Raw genomic sequence first — 24,945 nt, 5'->3', positions numbered from 1 at the left:
CGGGAGTGAAGGGGGCGAAGGGGGCGCGGGACCGGCGCCGGTGGGGCGCCAGCCCGGTGCCCCACCGGGGTGGCCGGGGTCAGCGGTCCAGTTCGGCCAGGTCCAGGTTGAGCTGGAGGACGTTGACCCTGGGCTCGCCGAGGAAGCCCGCGACCCGGGACCGCACGGCGTCGTCCACCAGCGTCCGCACGGCGGCCCCGTCCAGGTCGCGGGCCCTGGCCACCCGGTCCGCCTGGAGCCTGGCGTACCGCGGGGAGATGTGTGGGTCGAGGCCGGAGCCGCTGGCGGTGACCGCGTCCACCGGCACCTCCGACTCGGGGACCCCGTTGAACGCCGCGACCCGCGCCCGGCGTTCCCGGACCAGCTCGAGCAGTTCGGGGCTGTCGGCTGCGAGGTTGGACGCGCCGGACGCCTCGGCGTCGTAGTCGGCGGCCGAGGGGCGGGGCTGGAACCACCTCGGGTCCGGGTTGCCGTCCTCGTCGTTCCAGGTCTGGCCGACCAGCGAGGAGCCGACCTCCCTCCCGTCCAGCTCCACCACCGACCCGTTGGCCTGGTCGGGGAAGGCGCCCTGGGCCACCCCGGTGACCACCAGGGGGTACAGCACCCCGGTGATCAGGGACAGGACGAGCAGCGCCCGCAGCGCGGCGAAGGTCAGGCGGGAGGTGTTGCGCAGGGTGGCGTTCATGATCCGATTCCCGGGACGAGGGAGACGAGGAGGTCGATGAGCTTGATGCCGACGAACGGTGCGACCAGGCCGCCGAGGCCGAAGACGCCGAGGTTGCGGCGGAGCATCCGGTCGGCGCTCGTCGGCCGGTAGCGCACCCCCCGCAGGGCCAGCGGCACCAGCGCGACGATCACCAGGGCGTTGAAGACGACCGCGGACAGGATCGCCGACTCGGGCGAGGCCAGGCGCATGACGTTGAGCGTGTCCAGGCCGGGGTGGGCCGCCGTGAACATCGCCGGGATGATCGCGAAGTACTTGGCGACGTCGTTGGCGAGGGAGAAGGTGGTCAGGGCGCCGCGGGTGATCAGCAACTGCTTGCCGACCTCGACGATCTCGATCAGTTTGGTCGGGTCGGAGTCCAGGTCCACCATGTTCCCGGCCTCCTTGGCGGCCGAGGTGCCGGTGTTCATGGCCACCCCGACGTCGGCCTGGGCCAGCGCGGGCGCGTCGTTGGTGCCGTCGCCGGTCATCGCGACCAGCCGGCCCCCGGCCTGCTCGCGCCTGATCAGCGCCAGCTTGTCCTCGGGGGTGGCCTCGGCGAGGAAGTCGTCCACGCCCGCCTCGGCGGCGATGGCCTGGGCGGTGCGCGGGTTGTCGCCCGTGATCATCACCGTCCTGATACCCATCCGGCGCAGCGCGTCGAACCGCTCCCGCATGCCGTGCTTGACCACGTCCTTGAGGTGGACCACGCCGAGCACCCGGGCGCCCGCGTCGTCCTCGACGGCCACGAGCAGCGGGGTGCCGCCGGCCGAGGAGATGTCGTCCACGGCGCGTCGGGCGTCGTCCGGGACGGTTCCGCCGCGCTCGGTCACCCAGGCGGAGACCGCGCCGGACGCGCCCTTGCGCACGCGGCGCACCGTGCCGTTCCCGGTGATGTCCACGCCGCTCATCCGGGTCTGGGCGGTGAACGGGACGAACTGGGCGCTGCCGGGTCCGGCCTCGTCGTGGCCGGGCGGACGCTCCCCGGCCAGCGCCACCACGGAGCGGCCCTCCGGGGTCTCGTCGGCGAGCGAGGAGAGCCGGGCCGCGTCCGCCAACTCGTCCCGGTCCACGCCCCGCGGGGCGACGAACTCCACGGCCTGCCGGTTGCCCAGGGTGATGGTGCCGGTCTTGTCCAGCAGCAGGGTGGACACGTCGCCCGCGGCCTCCACGGCCCGCCCCGACACCGCCAGGACGTTGCGCTGCACCAGGCGGTCCATGCCGGCGATGCCGATGGCGGACAGCAGCGCCCCGATGGTGGTGGGGATCAGGCAGACCAGCAGGGCGACGAGCACGACGAGCGACTGTTCCGCGCCGGCGAAGGCGGCGAACGGCTGGAGGGTGACCACGGCCGTCAGGAAGCTGATGGTGAGCGCGGACAGCAGGACGTTCAGGGCGGTCTCGTTCGGGGTCTTCTGCCGGGCGGCGCCCTCCACCAGGCTGATCATGCGGTCGAGGAAGGTCTCGCCGGGGCGAGCGGTGATCCTGACCACGATCCGGTCGGACAGGACCCGGGTGCCCCCGGTGACCGCGGAACGGTCACCGCCGGACTCCCGGATCACCGGGGCCGACTCACCGGTGATCGCGGACTCGTCCACGCTGGCCACGCCCCGGGCGACGTCGCCGTCACCGGGGATGGTGTCGCCGGCCTCGCAGACCACCAGGTCACCGACGCGGAGCTGGGCGCCGGGCACCCGCTCCTCGGTGCCGTCCGGGGTCAGCCGGCGGGCCACCGTGTCGGTCCTGGCCCTGCGCAGGGTGTCGGCCTGGGCCTTGCCGCGGCCCTCGGCGACCGCCTCCGCGACGTTGGCGAAGACCACGGTCAGCCAGAGCCACCCGGCGACGGCCCAGGCGAACACGCCCGGGTCGATCACGGCCAACGCGGTGCAGAGCACCGAGCCGATCTCCACGATGAAGATCACCGGTGAGCGGTACATCACCCTGGGGTCGAGCTTGCGCAGGGCGTCGGGGAGCGCCCCGACCAGTTGCCGGGGGCCGAACGGGCCGCTGTGGGCGCGCTGGGGGGCGGTGGCGGTCCGGGCCTGCGCCTGGGGGCGGGGGTATGGGGCGGGGGTGAGCGTGGACACGGGGGTGGTGCCTCCACGGGTGGCGTGGCTGGTGCGGGGGTGGTTCGCCGGGTCGTGTGGGGTCACAGCCCCTCCGCCAGTGGTCCGAGGGCCAGCGCCGGGAAGAAGGTCAGTCCCGCGACGACCAGCACGGCGCCGACCAGGAGCTGGGTGAACAGCGGCTTGGTCGTCTGGAGGGTGCCGGCGGTGGCCGGGACCGGCCGTTGCTCGGCCAGTGAGCCGGCCAGGGCCAGGACGAACACCATGGGCAGGAACCGGCCCAGCAGCATGGCCAGGCCGAGCGTGGTGTTGTACCAGTCGGTGTCGGCGTTGAGCCCGGCGAACGCGCTGCCGTTGTTGTTCGACGCCGACGTGTAGGCGTAGAGGATCTCGGAGAACCCGTGCGGCCCGGGGTTGCGGGCGGAGTCCGGCGGGGTGGGCAGCGCCACCGCGAGCGCGGTCCCGACCAGCACCAGGGTGGGCGTGATCAGGACGGAGCAGGCGGCGAGTTTGATCTCCCTGGCGCGGATCTTCTTGCCGAGGTACTCCGGGGTGCGGCCGACCATCAGGCCGGCGACGAAGACCGCGATGACCGCCATGACCAGCATGCCGTAGAGGCCGGAGCCGACCCCGCCGGGCGCGACCTCGCCGAGCATCATGCCCAGCAGCAGCACCCCGCCGCTGAGGCCGGAGAACGAGGAGTGGAAGGAGTTCACCGCGCCGGTGGAGGTCATGGTGGTGGAGACCGCGAAGAGGGACGACCCGCCCTCGCCGAACCTGACCTCCTTGCCCTCCATGGCGCCGCCGGCCGCCTGGGCCGCCGCACCCGGGTGCTGGAACTCCAGGACGGTCACCAGGACGACTCCGGTCAGCCAGATGACGGCCATGGCGGCGACGACGGCCCGGCCCTGCCTGACGTCGCCCACCAGGCTGCCGAAGGTGCGCGGCAACGAGAACGGGATGACCGTCAGGAGGAAGATCTCCAACAGGTTGGTCAGCGCGTTGGGGTTCTCGAAGGGGTGGGCGGAGTTGGCGTTGAAGACCCCGCCGCCGTTGGTGCCCAGGTCCTTGATCGCCTCCTGGGAGGCGACGGCGCCGCTGGGGAGGTGCTGGGTGACCCCGGTCACCGAGGTGACCGCGTGGTGGTCGGAGAGGTTCTGCACCGCCCCGGCCGCCACCAGCACGATCGCCGCGAGCGTCGCGACCGGCAGCAGGATGCGGACGGTGCCGCGGACCAGGTCGGCCCAGAAGTTGCCCAGCTCCCCGGTGCGGGACCGGGCGAACCCGCGGACCAGGGCCACGGCCACGGCCATGCCCACCGCCGCGGACAGGAAGTTCTGCACCGCGAGGCCACCGGTCTGCACCAGGTGGCCCATGGCGGACTCACCGGAGTACGACTGCCAGTTGGTGTTGGAGGTGAACGAGGCGGCGGTGTTGAACGCCTGGTCGGGGCTGATCGGCTGGAAGCCGAGGGAGAGCGGCAGGCGGTCCTGCACCCGCTGCACCAGGTAGAGGAAGAGCACCGAGACCGCAGAGAACGCCAGCACGCCGCGGAGGTAGGCGGGCCAGCGCTGCTCCGCGTCGGGGTTGACCCCGATGGCGCGGTAGGTCCAGCGCTCAACCCGAAGGTGCCTGGTGGATCGGTAGACGGCGGCCATGTGGTCGCCGAAGGGACGGTGGACCAGGGCGAGCGCCGCGATCAGTGCGGAGACCTGGAGCAGGTCCGCGAGTACCGGACTCATCGCGCGGTCAGTACCTCTCCGGGAAGAGCAGTGCCAGGACGAGGTAGCCGAGCAGTGCCACGGCCACGATCAGGCCCACGACGTTCTCGGCGGTCACAGCCTCCCCACCCCCCTGGCGACGAGCGCGACCAGCGCGAACGTCGCGAGGGTGGTGAGGACGAAGGCCAGGTCGGCCATCGCTTGCTCCTAGGGGACGCATCTCGGACGGGCTACTCGCGAACACGAGTACGAGAACAGGAGACCCCCGGCCGGGGAGGTGAACGGCGTCCGTTGACGGTCCCCTAACGCCACGCGGAGTGATATTGACGCGATGTTGACGGGGAACCGGGCCGCGGGACGTGGGCGGGGGCGACCCGGGCGGGATTTATCAGACAGGCCCTAAGGACTGTCCCGTAATCCCCGGCGGGCTCACGACGCCAGCTACGGCCACTCGCCGCGTTGGCGAAACATCCGAATAGAACCACTATGAGGATGTCTCGCCGCCTTGCGATTGACCGCATCTGACGCCGCTCGCTGATCCACCGCGGATTACGGGACAGCCCTTAGCCTGGAGGGGACGCCACGGACGCACGTCGGGGCGGGCGCCTTCCGGGCCGGCGCCCCGGGCCGCCCGTGCCGACCACCGCCGTGGACCAGAGGGGAGAACGCACGGTGACCGAACGCAAACCCCGTGGGGTCAGCTTCGAGACGTGGGTGGACAAGCAGATCCGGGAGGCGGAGGAGCGGGGCGCCTTCGACAACCTGCCGGGTGCCGGGAAGCCGCTGACGGGTCTCGACCAGCCCTACGACGAGCTGTGGTGGATCAGGGAGAAGATGGACCGGGAGAACGTCTCCTACCTGCCGCCCACCCTCGCCCTGCGCAAGGAGGCGGAGGACGCGCTCACCGCCGCCTCGCGGGCGGGTTCGGAACGGGAGGTGCGGCGGATCGTCACGGAGATCAACGTCAGGATCCGTGAGGCGATCAGGGCCGAGCCGGAAGGACCGCCGTTGAACCTGGTGCCGTTCGACGTGGAGTCCGTGGTGCGGCAGTGGCGCGGGGGACAGGGCCGGAAGGCCCGGGAGTAGCCCCCTGGCGTTCGGACCCCTCGGGCTCGTGGCGCGACCCGCCCCGGCCGTTCAAACCCCGTTCCCGCGCCAGCCGGGGCCACAGGTGGTGCGGAAGCGCAGGCTGAGCCGCTCCAGCCGCGACTTCGGGTAGGGGTTGTGCCGGGCGTACCGGTCCAACTGCTCGGCCAGCCAGATGGAGCGCTGCTCCACGTCGAGCTCGGTGAGCAGTTGGTCGACGGTGGTCAACAGGCTGCCCTGCACCTGCCACCGCTCCGGTCGCTGCCGGGACTCGGCCACCAGCAGCGACGAGATCCGGTCCCGCTGGGCCCGGCCCGCGGCGAGCGCACGGGCCAGCTCCTCCTCGAAACGTTCGGCGTTGGTGCTGATCTGCGCAGTGATCAGGTTGCCGAAGCTCTCCACGGCGTCCGCCAGGTGGTTGAACAACCGGTCGAGCTCCTCGAGCAGCTCGGGCTGGTAGGTGGGCTCCGGCAGGCGTTCCTTGGTCAGGTCGGACAACAGCCGGCACAGCACCCGCAGCAGCACCGCGAACACCTCGAGGCTGTCCAGACCGCTGCGCAGCACCAGCCGGGCGAGCAGCCCCTGCCGCACCCGGGGGTTGCAGCGCATGCTCTCCTCGGCGAGCTGAAGAGTGGAGTCCACCTGGACGATCTCCCGGTCCAGCTCGCGGGCGATGCCCAGCCAGTCGCCCGCCTGCTCGTGGGTGACCTCGTCGTGCAGCTCGCGGCCGATGCGCCGCAGCAGGTCCCGCATCCGGGTGGTCAGGTCGGCGATGGCCTCGCCGGCCGGCTCCACCAGCACGGGCGGGACGAACAGGGCGTTGAACACCACCCCGGTCACCGCCCCGATCAGTGTCTCGGCGACCCGGCCCCAGGCGGTCTGCGCCACGTGGCTGACCCCGAGGACCAGCATGGCGCTGATCGCCACCTCCGGCACGTACTCGTCCACCCGCACCAGGTGACCGAGGACCAGCGAGGCGATGATCAGCACGCCCAGGCTCCACCAGTTCAGGTTGACCAGGGTGGAGAACCCACTGGCGATGAGCACCCCGGCGATCACGCTGTTGATCCTGCGGATGCCGGAGGTGAGGGTGGCGTACAGGCTGACCTGGACGACCAGCAGCGCGGTCAGCGGCGCGAGCAGGGGCGCGCCGTAGCCGGTGATCTTCTGCGCCACGGCGAAGGCGAGGACGGCGGCGACCGTGGCCCGCACCGTCTGCACCACCGCCGGGTTGTGCTGGTAACTCCGCTTGACGAGGTTCAGCAGGTGCTTCGGCGCGTACCTCACGGTTCCGTTGGCCCCGCCCCCGTGGGGAGGCGATCCGCAGGCGGCCCTGGGGGGACGGGGGTCCGGCGGTGCGGGGCGGTGCCGCGGACCGGAGCGTCCCGGCTGGCCGCGCGGGCCGGTGCGGTACGGCGCATGGCTTCCCTCGCTGACGCGGTCGGGCACGGCGGGGACCCGGGGCCTGGAGTGGGTCGTCAGCCATCCGGGGCGTGGCGCCGTCCGGGGACGACCCGCCCTGGTCGTGCTCCTGGATGTCTCATGGCAAAACTAAGTAGACCGGATAATCCGCCCAGGCCAAGGAGGCGCACCGCGTTGACGCGGCCGATGTCCTCCCGCACGCTACGTAGTCATCGTCCGCGGTGTTCCCGGCGCGAGCGGGGCCACGGCTGACGCGCCGACGCCACCCGATCACGAGGAGCCGTCCATGACCGGTCAGGACATCGACCCCCGGCAACGGCCGGAACGCCCGGAGTCCGGCCGGGACCTGGACCGGCGTCAGGCGCTGCGCCTCGGCCTTGCCCCGCTCCCGGTGCTGGCGCTGACCGCGGCCCCGGCCGCGGCCCGCCCGCGCACCTCGTCCGGCGCCCCGGGCCCGGCCCCCGACCGTGCCGCCGCGGGCGGTCCGCCGACGGTGACCGCCGGGGACCTGCGGTTCACGCCGGGGCGGACCCTGCGCAGCGGCTCGGCCGCCTCCGCGGGACTGCTGCCCGAGCACGTCCGGCGGATCGCCGGGGCCGCCGCCGGGTTCCTCGCCCCCTCGCCCACCCACCCGATGTACGCGGGGGCGGTGGTGCTCGCCGCGCGGGACGGGGTGGTCGTGACGCACGAGGCGGTGGGGCACGCGGTGCGCTACGCCAGCTATGACCCGGCGGCCCGCACCGCGGTCGAGCTGCCGCCGGAGCAGTGGGTTCCGATGACCCGGGACACGATCTTCGACCTGGCCTCGGTGACCAAGCTGTTCACCTCCCTGGTGGTGGTGCAGCAGGTCGAACGCGGCCGGATCGACCTGGACGCCCCGGTCAGCCGCTACGTGCCCGAGTTCGCCGCGAACGGCAAGGACGGGGTGACCGTCGGCCACCTGCTCACGCACACCTCCGGGCTGCCCGCCTGGCTGCCGCTGTACCGGGACTGGCCGACCCCGCAGGAGCGGTTCCAGGCGGTGTACGCGGTGCGTCCGCTGAACGCCCCGGGCGCCGCCTACCGGTACTCGGACCTCAACCTGATCACGTTGGGCACCGTGGTGGAGCGGACCACGGGGCGGGCGCTGGACCGGGTGCTGGCCGAGGACGTCACCGGCCCGCTGGGCATGTCCGACACCGGTTTCCAGCCGGCGGCCGACCGGCTCCCACGGACGGCGGCGACCGAGTACATGACCTGGACCACGCCCTCCCGGGGGATGGTCAGGGGTTCCGTGCACGACGAGAACGCCTGGTCCCTGGGTGGGGTAGCCGGCCACGCCGGGGTGTTCTCCACCGCCCGCGACCTGGCGGTGCTGGCCCAGACGGTGCTCAACGGGGGCCGCTACGGCCGGACCAGGGTGCTGCGCGAGGAGTCGGTGCGGGCCATGCTCACCGACCACAACGCCGCCTTCCCCGCGGACTCGCACGGCCTGGGATTCGAGCTGAACCAGCACTGGTACATGGGTCCACTGTCCAGCCCGGTCACCGCCGGGCACACCGGTTACACCGGAACCTCGCTGGTCATCGATCCGCTGTCACGTTCCTTCGTGATCCTGCTGAGCAACCGGGTGCACCCGACCCGGGACTGGGGTTCGAACAACCCGGCGCGCAGGGCGGTGGCCGCCGCCCTGGGGCGGGCGCTGCCGGTCCGGCCGCGCCAGGGACGGCAGGCCTGGTACGCGCTGATGGCCGACGACGCGGTGGCCACCCTGGCCTTGCCGGTGGCCGACGGTGCCGCCAGCGCGCGGTTCTGGCTCTGGTACGACACCGAGGACGGCAACGACGAGGCCGCGTTCGAGGCCTCGGACGACGACGGGGCGACCTGGCGGCCGGTCCCGTTCGAGCTGCGCGTTCCCGGGACGGTGTGGCGCGCCGACGGGCGGGTCAGCGGGTTCGGCGGACGGCGCTGGTGGGCCGTGTCGGCGGAGCTCCCCCCGAACGTCACCGGGGTGCGCTGGCGCTACACCACCGTCCCGGACTCGGCCGGGGTGGGGCGGGGGGTCTACGTGGACGGTGTCCGGATGCTGGACGTCCGGGGGCGGGTGGTGTTCGACGGGGAGCGGCCCGCCGACGCGGCCCGGTTCGTCGCGCGGGGCTGGGAGCCGAGCGGCGACTGACCGCCGTGTTCCCCGTTCCCCGGGGAGGTGGGCGCACCCGGTCTGACCGGGGCAGGAGTGGGGAACAGCGGCGGGCGTGACGGTCTCCTGGGGGCGTCGGAACCGGTGCTCGGGACGGCCTCGGAAACCCCCATCAAATGCGCGGCTGAACAAAAAGCGGAATCCCGCTCACACGAGCAGAAGTTGAGCGATACGGTTGCGATCAGTTCTGTAAATCCGATGATCTGAGGAGCGATCACCAGGTTCTCGCTAGGATGATCGGCGCTTCCTGCCTCCAACTCGGCGTTGTAGTAAGGGAGATCACTCGATCGGGGGATTCCCGAAGCGGAATGAGTGGTGATAACAGCTTCAACTGCCTTTCTCCTCCCGCACACCATGTCTTGAGGGACTGATGAAATCAGACATACCGGCGGTGGCGTTCTGGTGCCTGGCCGCGGGCGCCCTCGCCGTCGTCGTGCTGCTGGTGCGTCAGCAATTGATCACCAGGGCCCTGCGCGCCCGCAACGCGACGCTCGAGGGCCGCGTCAAGGCCCGGGACGAGGAGGTGCGGCACCTGGCGACGGTGCGGCTGCCGGCCCTGGCCGACGCGCCGCACCAACCCGTGCTGGTGCCAGGCCTGCTCGACCGGAGGCTCGCCGGGACCGGGTTCGAGCAGAGCCTGCAGGACGTCATGGACCTGCTCGCCGGGGTGGTGGACCGGGCCCAGGTCCGTGCCGACCAGTCGGCCAAGGCGGCCCTGAAGGCGTCGATGCGCGCCCTGCAGGCACTCGCCAACGAGCAGCAGATGTCGATTTCGGACATGCAGGACCGGCACGACAACCCCGACGTGCTACGCGACCTGCTGGAGATCGACCACGCCAACTCGCAGTTCGGGCGTCGGGCCCAGGCCATCGCGGTGCTCTGCGGGTCCTGGCCGGGGCGCCAGCGGGCGTCCTCGCCGATGACCGACGTGGTCCGCGGCGCCAAGTCCCGCATCCGTGACTACCGGCGCGTCCAGGTCCGCACCCAGGTGGAGCTGGCCGTGGTCAGCCGGGCGGTGGAACCGGTGGTGCTCGCGGTCGCCGAGCTGTTGGACAACGCCGCCCGCCACTCACAGCCCAACACCACGGTCGAGGTCAACCTGCAGCCCGCGCACAACGGTGCCTGCATCGTCATCGACGACGCCGGCGTCGGCATGGACGGCCCCGAGGTGGAGCGTGCCACCCGGGTGCTGTCCGGGCAGCAGGTGCTGGACGTGACCCGGCTCGGTGACCCGCCGAAGTTCGGCTTCCCGGTCATCGGGGTGCTGGCCGACCGGTACGGCTTCACCGTCTCGGTGGACACCCGCTCGCCCTACGGGGGTGTGCGAGCCGTGGTGTTCCTGCCCAGCGCGTTGCTCACCCAGATCGAGACCGACGACGCGTACGCCGCCCCACCCGCGTCCGTCACGCCCTCCGAGCCGGCCGCGGGGGCCCTGCCCACCCGCCGGCCGCCGTCCGGTGCGGAGGAGGAGTCCCTCCGGGAGGGCCTGCGGATGCCCGAGCCCGAGCCGTCGCACGCCCAGCCGCAACCGGACACCGAACCGGAGTGGCTGCTCGGCTCCACCACGGGCGGGCTGCCCAAGCGCCGGCGCCGTCAGCCGGCGACCACACAGCCCACCAGTCCTCCGCCCGCTCCGGCTCCAGCCCAGGGCCGTTCGGCGGAGGAGATCGCCCGACGGATGGGTGCCTTCGCCCGCGGCACCCGGTCCGGTCGCGCCACCCCCGACGACGATGAAGGGAACCCGTTGTGATCGATCACATGACGAACGAGCTGGGCTGGATGCTCGACGAGGTGCTGAAGGTCCCCCACGCCCGGCACGCGATCCTGCTCTCCGCGGACGGCATGCTGCGCGCCCACTCCGCCGGCATCGCCAGGGACGAGGCGGACCGGCAGGCCGCGGCGCTCTCCGGGCTCCAGTCGATCAGCCGCAGCACCGCGGAGTTCTGCGCCCCGCAGGAGACCCCGTGGCACCAGACCCTGGTGGAGTTCGCCGGCGGCTACGTGTTCCTGATCGCCGCTGGGGAGGGCGCCTACCTCGCCGTGTCCGCCAGCCCGGACGTGGACATGGAAGCGGTCACCTACCGGATGCACAAGATGGTCGACCGACTCGGCAAGGAACTCACCAGTCCGCCCCGGCAGGGCACCGGCAGCCTCGCATGACCCCGCCCAACCGGCGCGAGAAAGGACTGGTACGCCCGTACGTGGTCACCGATGGCCGGGCCCATCCGACCCGTAACACCTTCGACCTGGTCACCCTGGTGGTGGCGGCCAGGGACCGGCCGCTGGGTGGCCTCTCCCCGGAGAAACGCCGCCTGATGCAGCTCTGCATGCCCGGCGCCCTCTCGGTCGCCGAGGTCTCCGGTCACCTGCAACTGCCGGTGAGCGTCACCAAGGTGCTCCTCGGCGACCTGGTGGACAGCGGCCACATCATCACCCGGGCCCCCATCCCCAAGGCCCAACTCCCCGATGCCCAAATCCTCCAGGAGGTGCTCGATGGACTCCGCGCTCGCCTCTGACGACGTGTACCTGCGTGAGTCGGTGCGTACCGCGGTCAAGCTCCTTGTCGTCGGGCACTTCGCCGTCGGCAAGACCACCTTCGTGGGCAGCTTGTCAGAGATCAAGCCGCTGCGCACCGAGGAGACCATGACCCAGGCCGGCGCGTTCGTCGACGACCTGGCCGGGATCAAGGACAAGACCACCACCACCGTGGCCATGGACTTCGGCCGGCTGACCCTTTCGGAGAGCCTGGTGCTCTACCTCTTCGGGGCACCGGGACAGCAGCGCTTCACCCGGCTGTGGCAGGACATGACCAGGGGCGCGCTGGGCGCGTTGGTCCTCGCCGACACCCGACGGCTCGAGCAGTCGTTCGGAGTGATGGGGCTGCTGGAGGAGCACGGACTGCCCTACGCGGTCGCCGTGAACCACTTCGACGGCGCGCCGGTCTTCCCCGAGGCGGAGATCCGCGAGGCCCTGGACCTGCTGCCCGAGACGCCGCTGGTGAGCTGCGACGCCCGGGACCGGGCCACGTCCGTCCAGGCGCTGATCGCCCTGGTCCAGTACCTGCTCTCCCGCACCACGCCCCACCAGGAGAACGTGTGACCGCCCCGCCCCCGCCCGGCCCGAGCACAGCCGTCCCCCCGTCGGGCCCCGCCCAGGCCGCCCCCCGGCCCGGGGCCGCCGGACCGGGACAGGCCCCCGGCGCCGCGCCGCCGCCCGGCTGCCCCGCCCACTCCGGCGGCACCCACGTCCCGCTCCACGGCGAGGACTTCGCCGTCTCCCCGCACAGCGTCTACGCCCACCTGCGCCTGTACGGCCCGACCGCCCCGGTGGAGCTGTACCCGGGGGTGCCCGCCACGCTGGTCACCAGCTACGAGGCCGCACTCGACGTGCTGCGCACCCCGGAGACGTTCAGCAAGGACCCCCGCCGGTGGCGGGACCTGATGGAGGGCCGGGTCGCCCCGGACAACCCGGCCGTCCCGATGATGATGTACCGCCCGAACGCGCTGTTCACCGACGGTGAGGAACACCGGAGGCTGCGGGGCGCGATCACCGACAGCCTGGACCGGGTGGACCCGATCGCCCTGCGCGGCTACGTCGAGCGCAGCGCCGACGCGCTGATCGACCGGTTCTGCGAGACGGGGGAGGCGGACCTCCTCGCGGACTACGCCAGGGCCCTTCCGCTGTTCGTGTTCAACCAGCTTTTCGGGTCGCCTCCGGAGTTCGGCGACCGGCTGGTCCGCGGGATGTCCGGGATCTTCGACGGCGTGGACGCGGAGAAGGCCAACGCCGAGCTGACCGAGGCGATGATCGACCTGGTGGCGCTCAAGCGCCGCAAGCCGGGCCCCGACGTGACCTCCTGGTTGATGGCCCACCCCGCGCAGCTCACCGACGAGGAGATGCTCCACCAGCTCGTCCTGCTCCTGGGGGCCGGCACCGAGCCGCAGCAGAACCTCATCGCCAACGGCCTGCGGCTGCTGCTCTCCGACGAGCGGTTCGCCGGCAGCCTCTCCGGGGGCAGCCTGCCGGTGGAGGACGCCCTGGACGAGGCGCTGTGGACGGACCCGCCCATGGCCAACTACGGCGTCCACTACCCCGTGCGCGACGTGGACTTCCGCGGGGTGCGCCTGCGCGAGGGCACCCCGGTGGTAGTGAGCTTCGCCGCCGCGAACAACGACCCCACCCTCGTGTCCGACCAGCGCTCCGGCAACCGGGCCCACCTGGCCTGGAGTGCCGGTCCGCACGGCTGCCCGGCGCAGAACTCCGCCCGCCTCGGCGCCAGTGTCGCCATCGAGAGACTGCTCGACCGCCTCCCCGAGGTGGAACTGGCCGTGCCGCCCGAGGAACTGCAGTGGCGCCCGGGCCCGTTCCACCGCGCCCTGGCGGCCCTGCCGGTGCGGTTCCCACCGGTCGCCGCCGAGTCCCACCGCTCCGTCCGTCCCACCCTGTCCCGTCCTTCCGACGAACCCTCAGGAGACAGCCGATGGAACGCACCGCATCCTGCCCCATCCGTCTCGACCCCTCCGGCGCCGACATCCACGGCGAGAACGTCAGGCTCCGGGAGCGGGGAGCGGCGGCGCTGGTGGAGCTCCCTGGCGAGGTTGTGGCGTGGGCGGTGACGGACCACCTGCTGCTCAAGGAGCTGCTCACCGACCCCAGGGTCTCCAAGAGCGCGCACAGGCACTGGCCGAAGTGGATCAACGGGGAGATATCCCCCGAGTGGTCGCTGTTCTCCTGGGTCGCGGTCACCAACATGTTCACCGCCTACGGCAGTGACCACCGACGGCTGCGCTCCCTGGTCGCCAAGGCGTTCACCGCGCGGCGCACCGCGGCACTGCGCCCCCGCGTCGAGGAGATCACCGCCGACCTGCTGGACCGGCTCGCCGCCGCCCCGGCGGGGGAGCCGGTGGACATGCGGGAGGAGTACTGCTACCCGCTGCCGATCCAGGTGATCTGCGAACTGTGCGGGGTCCCCGACCACCAGCGCCCCGGGCTGCGCCGGGTGGTGGACAGCATCTTCCACACCTCCGCGGGACCGGAGGAGGTCGCGGCCAACTACCAGGAGATGTACGCGATCTTCGGCGAGCTGATCGAGATCAAGCGGAAGGAGCCGGGCGACGACCTGACCACCGGGCTGATCGCCGCCCGGGAGGAGGACGGCGACTCCCGGCTGACCGAGAACGAACTCGTGGACACCATGGTGCTGCTGGTCAGCGCCGGCCACGAGACCACGGTCAACCTGCTGGACAACGCCATCCACGCGCTGCTCACCCACCCGGACCAGTTGGCGCTGGTCCGCGCCGGCCGGGCCTCCTGGTCCGACGTCATCGAGGAGACGCTGCGCAACGAGGCGCCGGTGGCCAACCTCCCGTTGCGGTACGCCGTCGAGGACATCCACATCGGCGACGTCGTGATCAACAAGGGCGACGCGATCGTGGCCGGCTACGCCGCCGCGGGCCGCGACCCGGCCGTCCACGGACAGGACGCCGACCGCTTCGACATCACCCGGGCCAACAAGGAGCACCTGGCGTTCGGCCACGGGGTCCACTACTGCCTCGGCGCGCCTCTGGGCCGCATGGAGGCCATGGTGGCGCTGCCCGCGCTGTTCCAGCGTTTCCCCGAGATGTCGCTCGCGGTGCCCGCCGAGGAACTGGTCCCGGTCGACTCCTTCATCTCCAACGGCCACCGCTCGCTGCCGGTCAGGCTGGGCGCGCCCGCCGAGGCGTAGGGCCGAGCCGGCGGGCCGTTGCCGAACGGGGCGGGAGGGGCACGCGTTCCTCCCGCCCCGGCGCGGCCGGCGGGGGCTGGGCGTCCCCGTTCCCCCGTGGGCGGCACCTCGCCATTCCGATGTGCCCGGTTCTCCCCATCTGGACCAGTCCGTTGTGTCACGATTGATCCGACGTGTTCGCATCGACGTGTCCGAGGTAGAAGCATGCGAATCCGCGTGCTGGCGGTAGCCGTGGCGCTCGGTGTCGCCGTGGGCTGCTCCTCCCCTGACGGGGGGCCGTCGCGGCAGGGCGAGGGATCAGGCGGTCCCCCTCACGTGTCCGGATCGACGGGACACCCCGGGGAGCCGGGGGAACGGGGGCGCCCCATGGACGGGGGTGAACGGTCCGGTCACGAGGGGCCGTACTGGGTGAACCCGCACAGCGGCGCCGCCGCGCAGGCCCGGGACTGGGAGCGGGCGGGGCGGGCCGAGGACGCCAGGCTGATCCGGCGGATCTCGGAGCAACCGGTGGCCGAGTGGCTGGGTGACGACCCCGACGGTGCCCGGCGCCAGGCCGAGACCATCACCTCGGCCGCCTCCCGCGAGGGGCGCCGGGCCCTGTTCGTCGCCTACAACATCCCGCACCGGGACTGCGGCCGGTACTCCACCGGTGGCGCCCCGGACGGGGCCGCCTACCAGCGGTGGATCGACGCCGTGGTGCAGGGCCTCGGGGACCGCGCGGCCACCGTGGTCCTCGAGCCCGACGCGGTGCCCCACCTGGTGGACGGCTGCACCCCGCCGGAACTGCACCAGGAGCGGTACGACCTGCTGTCCTACGCGGTGCGCCGGCTGACCGAGCTGCCCGGGACCACCGTCTACCTGGACGCCGGCAACGCCACCTGGATCAAGAACGTGGGGGCCCTGGCCGACGCCCTGCGGCGGGCCGGGATCGGCCAGGCGGACGGTTTCGCCCTCAACGTCGCCAACTTCCAGACCACCGAGGCCAGCAGGGAGTTCGGGCACCAGCTCTCCGGTGCCCTGGGCGGCGCCCGCTTCGTCATCGACACCAGCCGCAACGGGAAGGGGCCCATGGAGGGCGGCGGCGGTCGCAGGGAGGATTGGTGCAACCCACCGGGGCGGGCCCTGGGCCGACCCCCGACGACGGACACCGGTGACCCGCTGGTGGACGCCTACCTGTGGATCAAGCAGCCCGGGGACTCCGACGGCGAGTGCCGCGGGGGGCCGCCGGCCGGCCAGTGGTGGCCGGACTACGCCCTCACCCTGGCCCGCAACGCGGAGCAGTGACGGGGACCGGGGACGGGGCCCCGCCAGCCCGCGGCCGTCCGCGTTAGTCCGGCGCCGCAGCGGGTAGCCGGCTGGGTGAGAGGCCGTGCCCCACAAGATGCCGTGCCCCCACAAGAGGCCGCGTTCCACGGGGGCCGCGGTGGACCCTGACGATGCGCTCCTCGCCAGGTCTGCGACACTTCCAGGTCTGTAACACTTAATGACCGCAGGTGTGCATTCGATGTTGGAGGAGTCTTGGAGTTCGACGTCACCATCGAGATCCCGAAGGGTTCGCGGAACAAGTACGAGATCGACCACGAGACGGGTCGGGTCCGGCTTGACCGCATGCTCTTCACCTCGACCCGCTACCCGGCGGACTACGGGTACATCGAGCACACCCTCGGCGAGGACGGCGACCCGCTGGACGCGCTGGTCATCCTCGAGGAGCCGACGTTCCCCGGTGTCCTGGTCAAGTGTCGCGCCATCGGCATGTTCCGGATGACGGACGAGGCCGGCGGCGACGACAAGATCCTGTGCGTTCCCGCCGCCGACCCGCGGATGGAGCACCTGCGGGACATCCACCACGTCTCCGAGTTCGACCGGCTGGAGATCCAGCACTTCTTCGAGGTCTACAAGGACCTCGAGCCCGGCAAGTCGGTCGAGGGCGCCTCCTGGGCCGGTCGGGCCGAGGCCGAGACCGAGATCCAGAACTCGATCAAGCGGCTCAAGGAGTCCGGGCTGAGCCACTGAGCCGGTCGCGACGGGCCGCACCCGGCCCGTCCGCCGGGCCGCTGCCTCCCGGGGCGGGCCGTGCCCGCCCCGTGCGCGTTCGTCCCGCCCCCGACCGGGGCGGGGTCGGGCCGCACGTCGCTCAGAAGCCCCGGGTGCGCTTGGCCGCACGGCGGGGGGCCGCCGACTCGGCGCCGGGGACCCGCAGGAACAGCCTGGCCACCTCGCCGCCCAGGTTCACCCCGACCGCTATGGCCAGGGCCAGTGCGGCGGCCTTGCTGAGGTGTGTCCACCCGTGGTCCAGGTGTCCCTGGGCGAACGACAGCAGGCCCAGGTAGATCGCCCCACCGGGCAGCAGGGGGCCGACCGCCGCGGTGACGTACGGCAGCAGGGACGCGTAGCGGTAGCGGGACAGCAACTGTCCGAAGAGGCCGACCAGGCCCGCCGCCACCAGGGTCGCCAGGACGGGGGAGATCTCCGCCTGGTCGTGCAGGGAGCCGTAGACGGTCCAGGCCACCGCGCCGTTCAGGGTGACCAGTGGCAGCGTGGCGCGTTCTGTCTGCAACAACACGGCGAACGCCAGGGTCAGCACCGTCGCCGCGAGGAGCTGTATCGCCGGCCGCACCTCGCCGACCAGGGCCTGCTCCGGGCTCAGCTCCACGCCGATCCTGACGCCCGCGTAGAGCACGAGCAGCACCCCGCAGACGATGCCCACGACCAGGTAGGCGACCTCCAGCAGGCGCGCCGACGCGGTGATGTAGAAGCCGGTGAGGCCGTCGTGCACCGCCGCCACCAGAGGTCTCCCCGGGAGCAGTGCGAACAGGCCACCGGTGATCACGGCGGACCCCCGCACGTCCGCGCCGACGAGTTCGATGACCACGCCGGTGGCCGCGGCCGGCATGGCGGCGACCACGAACTGGTAGAACTCGGGCAGTCCCCGGCCGGCCAGCAACCAGGCGAGCCGGTCGCCGAGGACCGCGGCGACCAGCGCCGCGGCGAAGACCAGTGGTCCACCGCCCACCAGCACGCTGGCCGAGCCGGCGAGCACCCCGCTGGCCAGGGACAGCAGCCAGCCGGAGTAGGGGTGCCGGTTGCGGCGGATGTCGGCGAGGCGCCGGTAGGCGTCCTCCAGGCTCAGCTCGCGCGAGGCGATGTCGTTCACCAGCCGGAAGACCGCTGCCAGCCGGGTGTAGTCGGTGCCGCGCCGGCGCACCACCCGGCTCAGGCCCACCGGCGGCTCCACCAGGGACGGCTGGTAGGAGATCGACAGCAGGGTGAAGGTGACGTTGGGCTCGCACCGGTCGAGTCCGTAGGCGTGGGCGACCGCGTACATCGCCGCCTCGACGTCCTCCGCCCCCTCGCCGCCGGCCAGCAGCAGCTCGCCGAGGCGCAGGGTCAGGTCGAGCACCCGCGGCACCGAGGGGGCGTTGTCCCCGTGCGCGCTGTGCTCCGGGATCGGTCGTTCCGCGGGCTGCTGGGAGCGCAGCAGCGTCCGCGTCCTGTCCTGCCACCGTCCTCGCGCGCGTGGGATGCCGGCGGGAGGGGTGAACGGGTAGCCGTCGGACGGGCCGGGTTGCGCTGGCAGCGGGTGGTTCCCGGTGGTGGAGCTCACGGGCGGGGCGAACGCGGACCCCGGGCCGGGTGGCTGTGGCGGCAGCGGCACCCCCAGCGGTGGGGTGAACGCCGAGTGCGCCCGGTCGCCGTACGGCTCGTGGGCGTCGGGTTGCGTGGGGGCGCCCTGCCCCGGCCTTCCTGCCTTCGTCACCTGTCCTCCCCTGGTACCCCCCTGCCACACCGCTCTCAGACCAACCATGCCTGACCGGCCGTCCGACCGCGATGCCCCCGGCGGTGCGGGGACGGCCGAGGGCCCCGGCCGGGGACGCGGGTGTGCGCGGGCCCGGGGGCGGCAGTGGCTGACGGGCCGCTCGAAAATTCCGTGAATGATTCTCGTCAACTACCTGCGAGCAGTGATAAGTTCCCGTCATCGGGACCAGGGCGGCGCGGTCCTGGAAGTGAACGGCGTGACCGAAGCCGCTCTGACCTCGTTGTTCAGTGAGGTGAGGGGCGTGTAGGCGAGAGCGGGAAGGAATCTCATGGTTATGGACGAGTGAGAGAATCACTCCCATGAACGAACCAACCAGGAGCTCCCAGAGCAAGGCGAGGGGCAGTGGTGACCTGTCGGTCGCCGAGAGCATCACCGTGCGGATCAGGGGACTGTTGCCCTCGCTCACCCCGGTGGAGCGGCGGGTCGCCGAAGAAGTGCTCGCCGACCCGGGGCTGGCCGAGCAGTCGACGATCTCCGAGTTGGCGCGGCGTTGCCAGACGTCCCTGACCTCGGTCACCCGCTTCTGCCGGGCGTTGGGACTGGCTGGCTATCCCCAGCTACGGCTGGCGCTGGCCGCCGACGCCGGGCACCACCGCTCCAGGGGGTGGGCCCAGGAGATCGGTGGTGACATCGGCCCCGACGACCCGATCCACCGGGTGCTCGCCGAGCTGTTGGAGGCGGACGGGCGCGCGCTCGAGGAGACGGCGTCCCAGCTCAACGTCGAGGCGCTGGAGAAGGCGGTCTCGGCGATGGCCGGGGCCAGGCGCCTGGACATCTACGCCGTCAGCGGCAGCGGAACCGTCGGGGCGGAGCTGCACCTGCGCCTGCACCACCTGGGGTTCGCCTCCTACATCTGGTCCGACGTCCACGACGCCCTGGCCAGCGCCGCCCTGCTCGGCGGTTCCGACGTCGCCATCGGGATCTCCCACTCGGGGGAGACCAACGAGGTCGTCGAGCCGCTCGAGCTGGCCAGGGAACGCGGCGCCACCGCCATCGCCATCACCAACTTCCCGCGCTCGCCGCTCGCCGAGGCGGCGGACCTGGTCCTGGCCACCGCCACCCGGGAGCTGACCTTCCGTTCCGGGGGCCTCGCCGCGCGGCACGCCCAGATGCTCGTCCTGGACTGCCTGTACATCGGCGTCGCCCAGCGCGCCTACACCCCGCGCCGCAACCCGCGCGCCGCCACCACCAGGGCGGTGCAGCGGCACCGCAGCCGGTCGGCCCACGAGGACCCGGCGGGCGACGGGTCCGGCGGGACGCCGGGATGAGCACCGCCGGGACCGCGACCGCCACCCCCGGCTCCGGACCACCGTTACCGCGACCAGTGACCGTCCGTCATGGACAGGGGGACGAGGAATGAGACACGAACGCCAGCCGGGGGGCCAGGACCCCACCCCGGCCCGCACCGGTGCGGGGATCGACCGCCGTTCGCTGCTGGGGTACGCCGCCGCCGGCGCGGCGGTGCTCGCGGTCCCGGCCCTGGTCGGTGGCCTCGGTGCCGGCACCGCGCGGGCCGCGGAGGCCAACGGGGTCGTGCCCGACCTGCTCCGCGGCGGCCGGTACCCGATCGGCTTCTGGTGGCCGCCACCTCCCCGGGAGACCACGGCCGCCCGGTACGCGCAGATCGCCGACGCCGGCTTCACCTTCGTCAACGGCGGCAACGGCGTCGTGGACCGGGACCTCAACCTCAGGATGCTGGACGCCGCCGGGGCGCACCGCCTGCCGGCCGTCGTCGTGGACAGCCGGGTCGGGGACATCCAGAACCATCCCCGCGAGCAGTGGCCCGCGCTGGTCAAGGCGGCCCTGGACGACTACGGCGGGCACCCCTCGTTCGCCGGCTTCAACATCCGGGACGAGCCGCACGCCAGCCTGTTCCCGCAGATCGGCGCGGTCAACGACCTGATCCGCCGGCAGGACCCGACCAAGCTGGGCTACGTCAACCTCTTCCCCACCTACGCCAGCTCCGGAGCCCTCGGCACGCCGACCTACGAGGAACACCTGGAACGGTACGTCGCCGAGGCCCACCCGCGGTTCCTGTCGTTCGACCACTACCCGCTGCTCGGCCCCGCCCCGGCCCTCCGGACGGACTACTTCCGCAACTTCGCGCTGGTCCGCCGCCAGGCCCTGCGGTCCGGTCTGTCCTACTGGGGCTTCATCCTGGCCTGCGAGCACCTCGACTACCGACTGCCGACCGACGCCGAACTGGCCTGGCAGGTCAACGTCAGCCTCGCCTACGGCTGCAAGGGCATCCAGTACTTCACCTACTGGACCCCGGACCTGCCCTCGGTGTTCCGGCAGGCCCTGGTGACGGTGGACGGGCAGCTCACACCGCTGTACCACGCGGCCCGGCGGATCAACAACGACCACCTGCGGCCCCTGGGCGCCCAACTCCTCCCCCTGACGTCGGAGTCGGTGACGCACTTCGGCGAGCGGGAGCCGCTGCCGGACGTCGAACCCTTCACCGGTGACGACCAGGTCGCCTCGGTGAGCGGGGACGCCGTCGTCCTCGGCCGCTTCCACGACGGGTCCCGCGGGAACCGGCGCTGGCTCCTGGTCACCAACCGCAGCTTCGACGCCCCGGCCACCACGACACTGACGCTGCGCGGGGCCGTGCGCGAGGTGTTCGCGTTCGACACCGGTCAGGAGGCCTTCACGAGGGTGCCGCTGCGGGGCCCGCGGGACGGACCGGTGCTGACGGTCCGGCTCGCCCCGGGTGACGCCCGGCTGTACCGGCTGCACAGTGACGACTCGGGGGTCGCCCCCACGACCGCGCACTGACCGAGGCCCCCGCCTGACCCTGCACACATGGACGGATAGGAGACGTGGTGTCCACCACCGCACGCATCGACCAGAGCGCCTACATCGCCGTGGTCACCGAGGTGATCGGCCGGTTGACGGCGAGCCAGACGGAGAACGTCCGTGCCGCGGCGGAGGTCGTCGCCGACGCGCTGGCCGCCGGGAGCGTGGTCCAGGCCTTCGGCACCGGGCACTCCTCGGCCCTGGCCATGGAGATCGCTGGTCGGGCGGGAGGTCTGGTCCCGACGAACATGCTGTCCCTGCGGGACGGCATCATCTTCGGCGGTGACGCGCCGGCCGACCTCGACCCGTTCGTCGAACGGGACCCGGCCATCGCCCACCGCATCTACGAGCTGGCGCCCGTGGAGCCGGGCGACCCGTTCGTCATCGCCTCCAACTCGGGCGCCAACGGCTCCACGGTCGAGATGGCGCTGCTGGCCAGGAGCCGCGGGCACGCCGTCATCGCGTTCACCTCGCTGGCCCATTCCCGCGAGATGGCCAGCCGGCACCCGTCGGGCAAGCGCCTGTTCGAGGTCGCCGACGTGGTCATCGACAACTGCGCGCCGTTCGGTGACGCGGCGCTGTCCCTGCCCGACGCCGGCACGGTCTGCGCCGTCTCCTCCGTCACCGCGGCGATCGCCGCCCAGATGATGACGGCCGACGTGGTCGGCCTGCTGCTCGCCCGGGGCGTGGAGCCGCCGGTCTACCTCTCCAGCAACATCCCCGGCGGCGACGAGCACAACCAGCGCCTGGAGGCGCGTTACGCCGGGCGCATCCGCCGCGTCGCCGCCTGACTCCCCGAAGGCATCCCCGTCGAATCCCGAAGGCATCCCCGCCGAATCCCCGAAGGCATTCCCCGCAAGGAGCCCTGATGCACCACGACGACCGTTCCCACACGCCCTCGGCCTCCGGACCGACCAGACCCGGCGACCCCGACACCGCGGCCCCGGGCGGGCCGGTGGGGCACGGCGGCCTCAGCCGCCGGGGCCTGATGGCGCTCGCCGGCCTCGGCACCGCCGCCGCGGCACTCCCGGTGTTCGCCGCCGCCCCGGCGAGCGCCGCGTCCGCCGGCTCCACGGCCAGGCAGAGCGCGACCACCGCCAGCGCCGCCGACGGCACGGTGCCGCGCATGCTCTCCGGCGACCGGTACCCGATCGGCATGTGGTGGCCGCCGCACCCGTTCGAGACCAACGACGAGCGCTACCAGCAGATGGCCGAGGCCGGCTTCACCTTCGCCATCGGCGGCAACTACCTCAACGACGACGTGGTCAGCCGCTGGGCGCTCGGCACGGCCGAGCGGGCCGGTCTCGACTTCATCCCGGTCGACGCCGACATGACCTGCCTCACCCACCGGTTCTCCGCCGGCGGCCCGGCCGACGAGGCGTTCATGCTCAGCGACGCGGAGGTCAGGAGCTCCGTCCAGTCCATACTCGGCCGCTACCCGGGCAAGGCGTTCGGCGGGATCAACCTGTACGACGAGCCGTGGTACGGCCGGTTCGGGACGCTGGCCCAGTACGTCGCGGCGGTGCGCGAGCTGGCCCCCACCGCCCTGCCGTACATCAACATGCTGCCGTCCAACGACGTCAACTACTACCGGAACTACGTCCAGACCGTCCGGCCGCCGATGCTCTCCTTCGACCGCTACCCGCTGGTGCTCGGGGCCGACTACGACGCGGGGTGGTTCGACAACCTCGCCATCGTCCGCACGGTCGCCCAGGAAGCCGGCATCCCGTACTGGACGTTCATCCAGAGCATCAAGTACGCCAACCACCGCATGCCGACCCCGGCCGAGCTGCGCTGGCAGATCGGCATCGCCCTCGCCTACGGGTACAAGGGCATCCAGTACTTCACCTACTGGACGCCGGACCCCGCCCGGGGCGAGGCCTTCGAGCCGGCGCTGATCACCGTCGGGGGCGAGCGGACGGCCCTGTGGTACGCCGCGAAGAAGGTCAACCGGGCGCTGGGCGTCGTCGGCACGGAGATCCTGCCGCTGACCAGTGAGTCCGTCGGGGTGACGGGCAACGTGACGCCGCCCAAGGGGCTGCCGTCCTTCGCGCCCGGCGACTGGGTGGCCGGGGTGTCCGGCGACCCGGTGGTCGTCGGCCAGTTCACCGAGGCACCCGACTCCGCGTCGCGGACCCTGGTGGTGACCAACTGGAGCTTCACCTCCACCGCGAAGGTGCAATTGCGCGTCGCCGGGGGCATCAGTCAGGTGACCGTGGACGCCAAGCCGGGAGAGCTCCCCGCCCACCCGGCCGGCGGGACGGTCCCGCTGACCCTGGAGCCCGGGGCCTTCGCCCGGATCACCCTCGTCCGCGGCTGAGCACGACCGCCCGGCCGGAACCCGCCGGCCGGGCGGTCACACCCACCACCCCCAGGAGGTTCCCTTGGCGAACAGCACGGACCCGCGGTCCGGTTCCGCGGATGCGGGCGAAGCCCTGGTGCTCGGCGGGGACCTCGGGGGGACCTCCACCCGGGTGCTGGTGGCCGACCGCACGGGTCGGCCGCTGGGGCGCGGCGTCGCCGGCGGTGGGAACCCGTTCAGCCATCCGGTGTCCGCCGCGGCCGAGCTCGGCCGCGCGTTGGCGGTGGCCCTCGCCGGTCTCGACCCCACCCGGGTCAGGGCCGCGGTGGTCGGCGCGGCCGGCGGCACCGCGCTGCGCATCCCCGAGGTCGCGGAGCCGTTCCGGCGGGCCTGGCAGGAGGCCGGGCTCACCGTCTCCCCCCGGTACCTGTCCGACCTGGAGGTGGCCTTCGCCTCGGGGACTCCGGCCCCCGACGGCACCGCCCTGATCGTCGGCACCGGCACCTCCGGGGGCGTGGTCGTGGACCACCGGGTGGTCCGGACGGTGGACGGCTACGGCTGGCTGCTCGGGGACGACGGCTCGGGGTTCTGGATCGGGCGGGAGGCGGTCCGGGCCACCCTGCGCGCCCTCGACGCCGGGCAGCGGCTCGGCGTCCTCGGCAGGTCGGTGGTGGACGGGCTGCTCGGTGACCGCACGACCGCCGGTGCGGTCGCGGCACCGGACGACCCGGTCGAGTTGCGGGACGAGTTGATCGCCGCCGCCAACAACCGGCCCCCGGTGCGGCTCGCCGAACTGTCCCGCCCGGTCGCCGCGGCCTTCGACGCGGGGGAGCCGGCCGCCGTGGACATCGTGGAACGCGCCGCGGGGCTGCTCGCCGACACCGTGGGCCTGGTCCGCCGGGGCGTGGGGCCGGACGCCCCGCTAGTGATCGCCGGCAGCGTCGGCAGTGCGGCCTCCCCCGTGGGACGGCGGCTCAAGGAGATCCTTGCCGGCCGGATCGAGGGGGAGCTGCTCACCGCCGGGGACGGGGTCGCGGGCGCGACCTGGCTGGCCCTGCGTGACCTGGACCCGGCCCTGGCCACCGCGGAGACCCACACCCGGCTGGCGCACTGAGCACCCGCCCG

Annotated in this window: 21 protein-coding genes; 15 read left to right on the top strand and 6 right to left on the bottom strand. The window is 72.6% G+C overall.

The window, feature by feature from the left end:
* Positions 1–79: 79 nt before the first annotated feature.
* The 4 genes from kdpC to kdpF all read right to left on the bottom strand — a co-directional run bounded on the left by kdpC (position 80) and on the right by kdpF (position 4,608).
* Positions 80–685 carry a potassium-transporting ATPase subunit KdpC gene (kdpC, locus tag A3IG_RS0122490; RefSeq protein WP_018385849.1) on the bottom strand — a complete coding sequence of 202 codons (606 nt, stop codon included), beginning with the start codon at positions 683–685 and terminating at the stop codon, positions 80–82.
* Positions 682–2,790: a potassium-transporting ATPase subunit KdpB gene (gene kdpB / locus A3IG_RS0122485; RefSeq protein WP_026220559.1), complete on the bottom strand. Its 2,109-nt coding sequence runs from the start codon at positions 2,788–2,790 to the stop codon at positions 682–684. The genes kdpC and kdpB overlap by 4 nt, the downstream gene beginning before the upstream one ends.
* Before the next feature lie 62 nt (positions 2,791–2,852).
* On the bottom strand, positions 2,853–4,511 hold the full coding sequence (gene kdpA, locus A3IG_RS0122480) for a potassium-transporting ATPase subunit KdpA (RefSeq protein ID WP_018385847.1): 1,659 nt from the start codon (positions 4,509–4,511) through the stop codon (positions 2,853–2,855).
* A gap of 7 nt (positions 4,512–4,518) precedes the next feature.
* Positions 4,519–4,608, bottom strand: coding sequence for a K(+)-transporting ATPase subunit F (gene kdpF, locus A3IG_RS32945; protein WP_018385846.1), 90 nt, complete (start codon positions 4,606–4,608; stop codon positions 4,519–4,521).
* 554 nt (positions 4,609–5,162) lie between these two features.
* Here kdpF and A3IG_RS0122465 point away from each other — a divergent pair.
* A complete protein-coding gene (locus A3IG_RS0122465) occupies positions 5,163–5,576 on the top strand; it encodes a DnaJ family domain-containing protein (protein WP_018385844.1) in 414 nt (137 codons plus the stop codon).
* Between the two features lie 51 nt (positions 5,577–5,627).
* On the opposite strand, the gene A3IG_RS0122460 is transcribed toward A3IG_RS0122465, so the two are convergent.
* The gene (locus A3IG_RS0122460; protein ID WP_018385843.1) at positions 5,628–6,863 is read right to left on the bottom strand and encodes an FUSC family protein; all 1,236 of its coding nucleotides are present in this window, start codon (positions 6,861–6,863) and stop codon (positions 5,628–5,630) included.
* A gap of 421 nt (positions 6,864–7,284) precedes the next feature.
* Between A3IG_RS0122460 and A3IG_RS0122455 the strand changes: the two genes are divergently transcribed.
* From A3IG_RS0122455 to A3IG_RS0122415, 9 genes are all read left to right on the top strand, one after another.
* Positions 7,285–9,156, top strand: coding sequence for a serine hydrolase domain-containing protein (locus A3IG_RS0122455; RefSeq protein ID WP_018385842.1), 1,872 nt, complete (start codon positions 7,285–7,287; stop codon positions 9,154–9,156).
* A 391-nt stretch (positions 9,157–9,547) separates the two neighbouring features.
* Entirely contained in the window at positions 9,548–10,927 is a 1,380-nt protein-coding gene (locus A3IG_RS0122450; RefSeq protein ID WP_026220558.1) for an ATP-binding protein, read from the top strand.
* Positions 10,928–10,935: 8 nt separating this feature from the next.
* Positions 10,936–11,337 (top strand): roadblock/LC7 domain-containing protein, encoded by a 402-nt coding sequence (locus A3IG_RS0122445; protein WP_407701038.1) that lies wholly within the window; start codon positions 10,936–10,938, stop codon positions 11,335–11,337.
* Positions 11,334–11,693, top strand: coding sequence for a DUF742 domain-containing protein (locus A3IG_RS0122440; RefSeq protein WP_026220557.1), 360 nt, complete (start codon positions 11,334–11,336; stop codon positions 11,691–11,693). The genes A3IG_RS0122445 and A3IG_RS0122440 overlap by 4 nt, the downstream gene beginning before the upstream one ends.
* Positions 11,671–12,276, top strand: coding sequence for a GTP-binding protein (locus A3IG_RS0122435; protein ID WP_018385838.1), 606 nt, complete (start codon positions 11,671–11,673; stop codon positions 12,274–12,276). Before A3IG_RS0122440 ends, A3IG_RS0122435 begins: the two co-directional genes overlap by 23 nt.
* On the top strand, positions 12,273–13,793 hold the full coding sequence (locus tag A3IG_RS30880; protein ID WP_018385837.1) for a cytochrome P450: 1,521 nt from the start codon (positions 12,273–12,275) through the stop codon (positions 13,791–13,793). Before A3IG_RS0122435 ends, A3IG_RS30880 begins: the two co-directional genes overlap by 4 nt.
* Positions 13,757–14,902: a cytochrome P450 family protein gene (locus A3IG_RS34835; protein WP_236719154.1), complete on the top strand. Its 1,146-nt coding sequence runs from the start codon at positions 13,757–13,759 to the stop codon at positions 14,900–14,902. The genes A3IG_RS30880 and A3IG_RS34835 overlap by 37 nt, the downstream gene beginning before the upstream one ends.
* A 204-nt stretch (positions 14,903–15,106) precedes the next feature.
* Positions 15,107–16,186, top strand: coding sequence for a glycoside hydrolase family 6 protein (locus A3IG_RS0122420; protein WP_026220556.1), 1,080 nt, complete (start codon positions 15,107–15,109; stop codon positions 16,184–16,186).
* A 234-nt stretch (positions 16,187–16,420) separates the two neighbouring features.
* Positions 16,421–16,915, top strand: coding sequence for an inorganic diphosphatase (locus A3IG_RS0122415; protein ID WP_018385834.1), 495 nt, complete (start codon positions 16,421–16,423; stop codon positions 16,913–16,915).
* Positions 16,916–17,036: 121 nt separating this feature from the next.
* Here the strand turns inward: A3IG_RS0122415 and A3IG_RS0122410 are convergent, their stop codons facing one another.
* Complete coding sequence (locus tag A3IG_RS0122410) at positions 17,037–18,707, bottom strand: threonine/serine exporter family protein (RefSeq protein ID WP_078500849.1); 1,671 nt, start codon at positions 18,705–18,707, stop codon at positions 17,037–17,039.
* A gap of 311 nt (positions 18,708–19,018) precedes the next feature.
* On the opposite strand from A3IG_RS0122410, the gene A3IG_RS30875 reads away from it, so the two are divergent.
* The 5 genes from A3IG_RS30875 (at position 19,019) to A3IG_RS0122385 (ending at position 24,934) form a co-directional block, all read left to right on the top strand.
* Positions 19,019–19,987 (top strand): MurR/RpiR family transcriptional regulator, encoded by a 969-nt coding sequence (locus A3IG_RS30875; RefSeq protein WP_018385832.1) that lies wholly within the window; start codon positions 19,019–19,021, stop codon positions 19,985–19,987.
* Positions 19,988–20,075: 88 nt separating this feature from the next.
* Positions 20,076–21,497, top strand: coding sequence for a hypothetical protein (locus A3IG_RS0122400; protein WP_018385831.1), 1,422 nt, complete (start codon positions 20,076–20,078; stop codon positions 21,495–21,497).
* A gap of 44 nt (positions 21,498–21,541) precedes the next feature.
* Entirely contained in the window at positions 21,542–22,309 is a 768-nt protein-coding gene (locus A3IG_RS0122395) for a sugar isomerase domain-containing protein (RefSeq protein ID WP_018385830.1), read from the top strand.
* Positions 22,310–22,386: 77 nt separating this feature from the next.
* Positions 22,387–23,838, top strand: a complete 1,452-nt coding sequence (locus A3IG_RS0122390; RefSeq protein ID WP_018385829.1) for a hypothetical protein — start codon at positions 22,387–22,389, stop codon at positions 23,836–23,838.
* Positions 23,839–23,902: 64 nt separating this feature from the next.
* A complete protein-coding gene (locus tag A3IG_RS0122385) occupies positions 23,903–24,934 on the top strand; it encodes an N-acetylglucosamine kinase (protein ID WP_018385828.1) in 1,032 nt (343 codons plus the stop codon).
* The last annotated feature ends 11 nt before the right edge of the window (positions 24,935–24,945 follow it).

Origin of the sequence: Wenjunlia vitaminophila DSM 41686 (genome assembly GCF_000380165.1) — a bacterium.
Lineage (GTDB): Bacteria > Actinomycetota > Actinomycetes > Streptomycetales > Streptomycetaceae > Wenjunlia > Wenjunlia vitaminophila.
The sequence above is the reverse complement of the archived record's forward strand: the minus strand, read 5'-3'. Positions and strand labels throughout refer to the sequence as shown.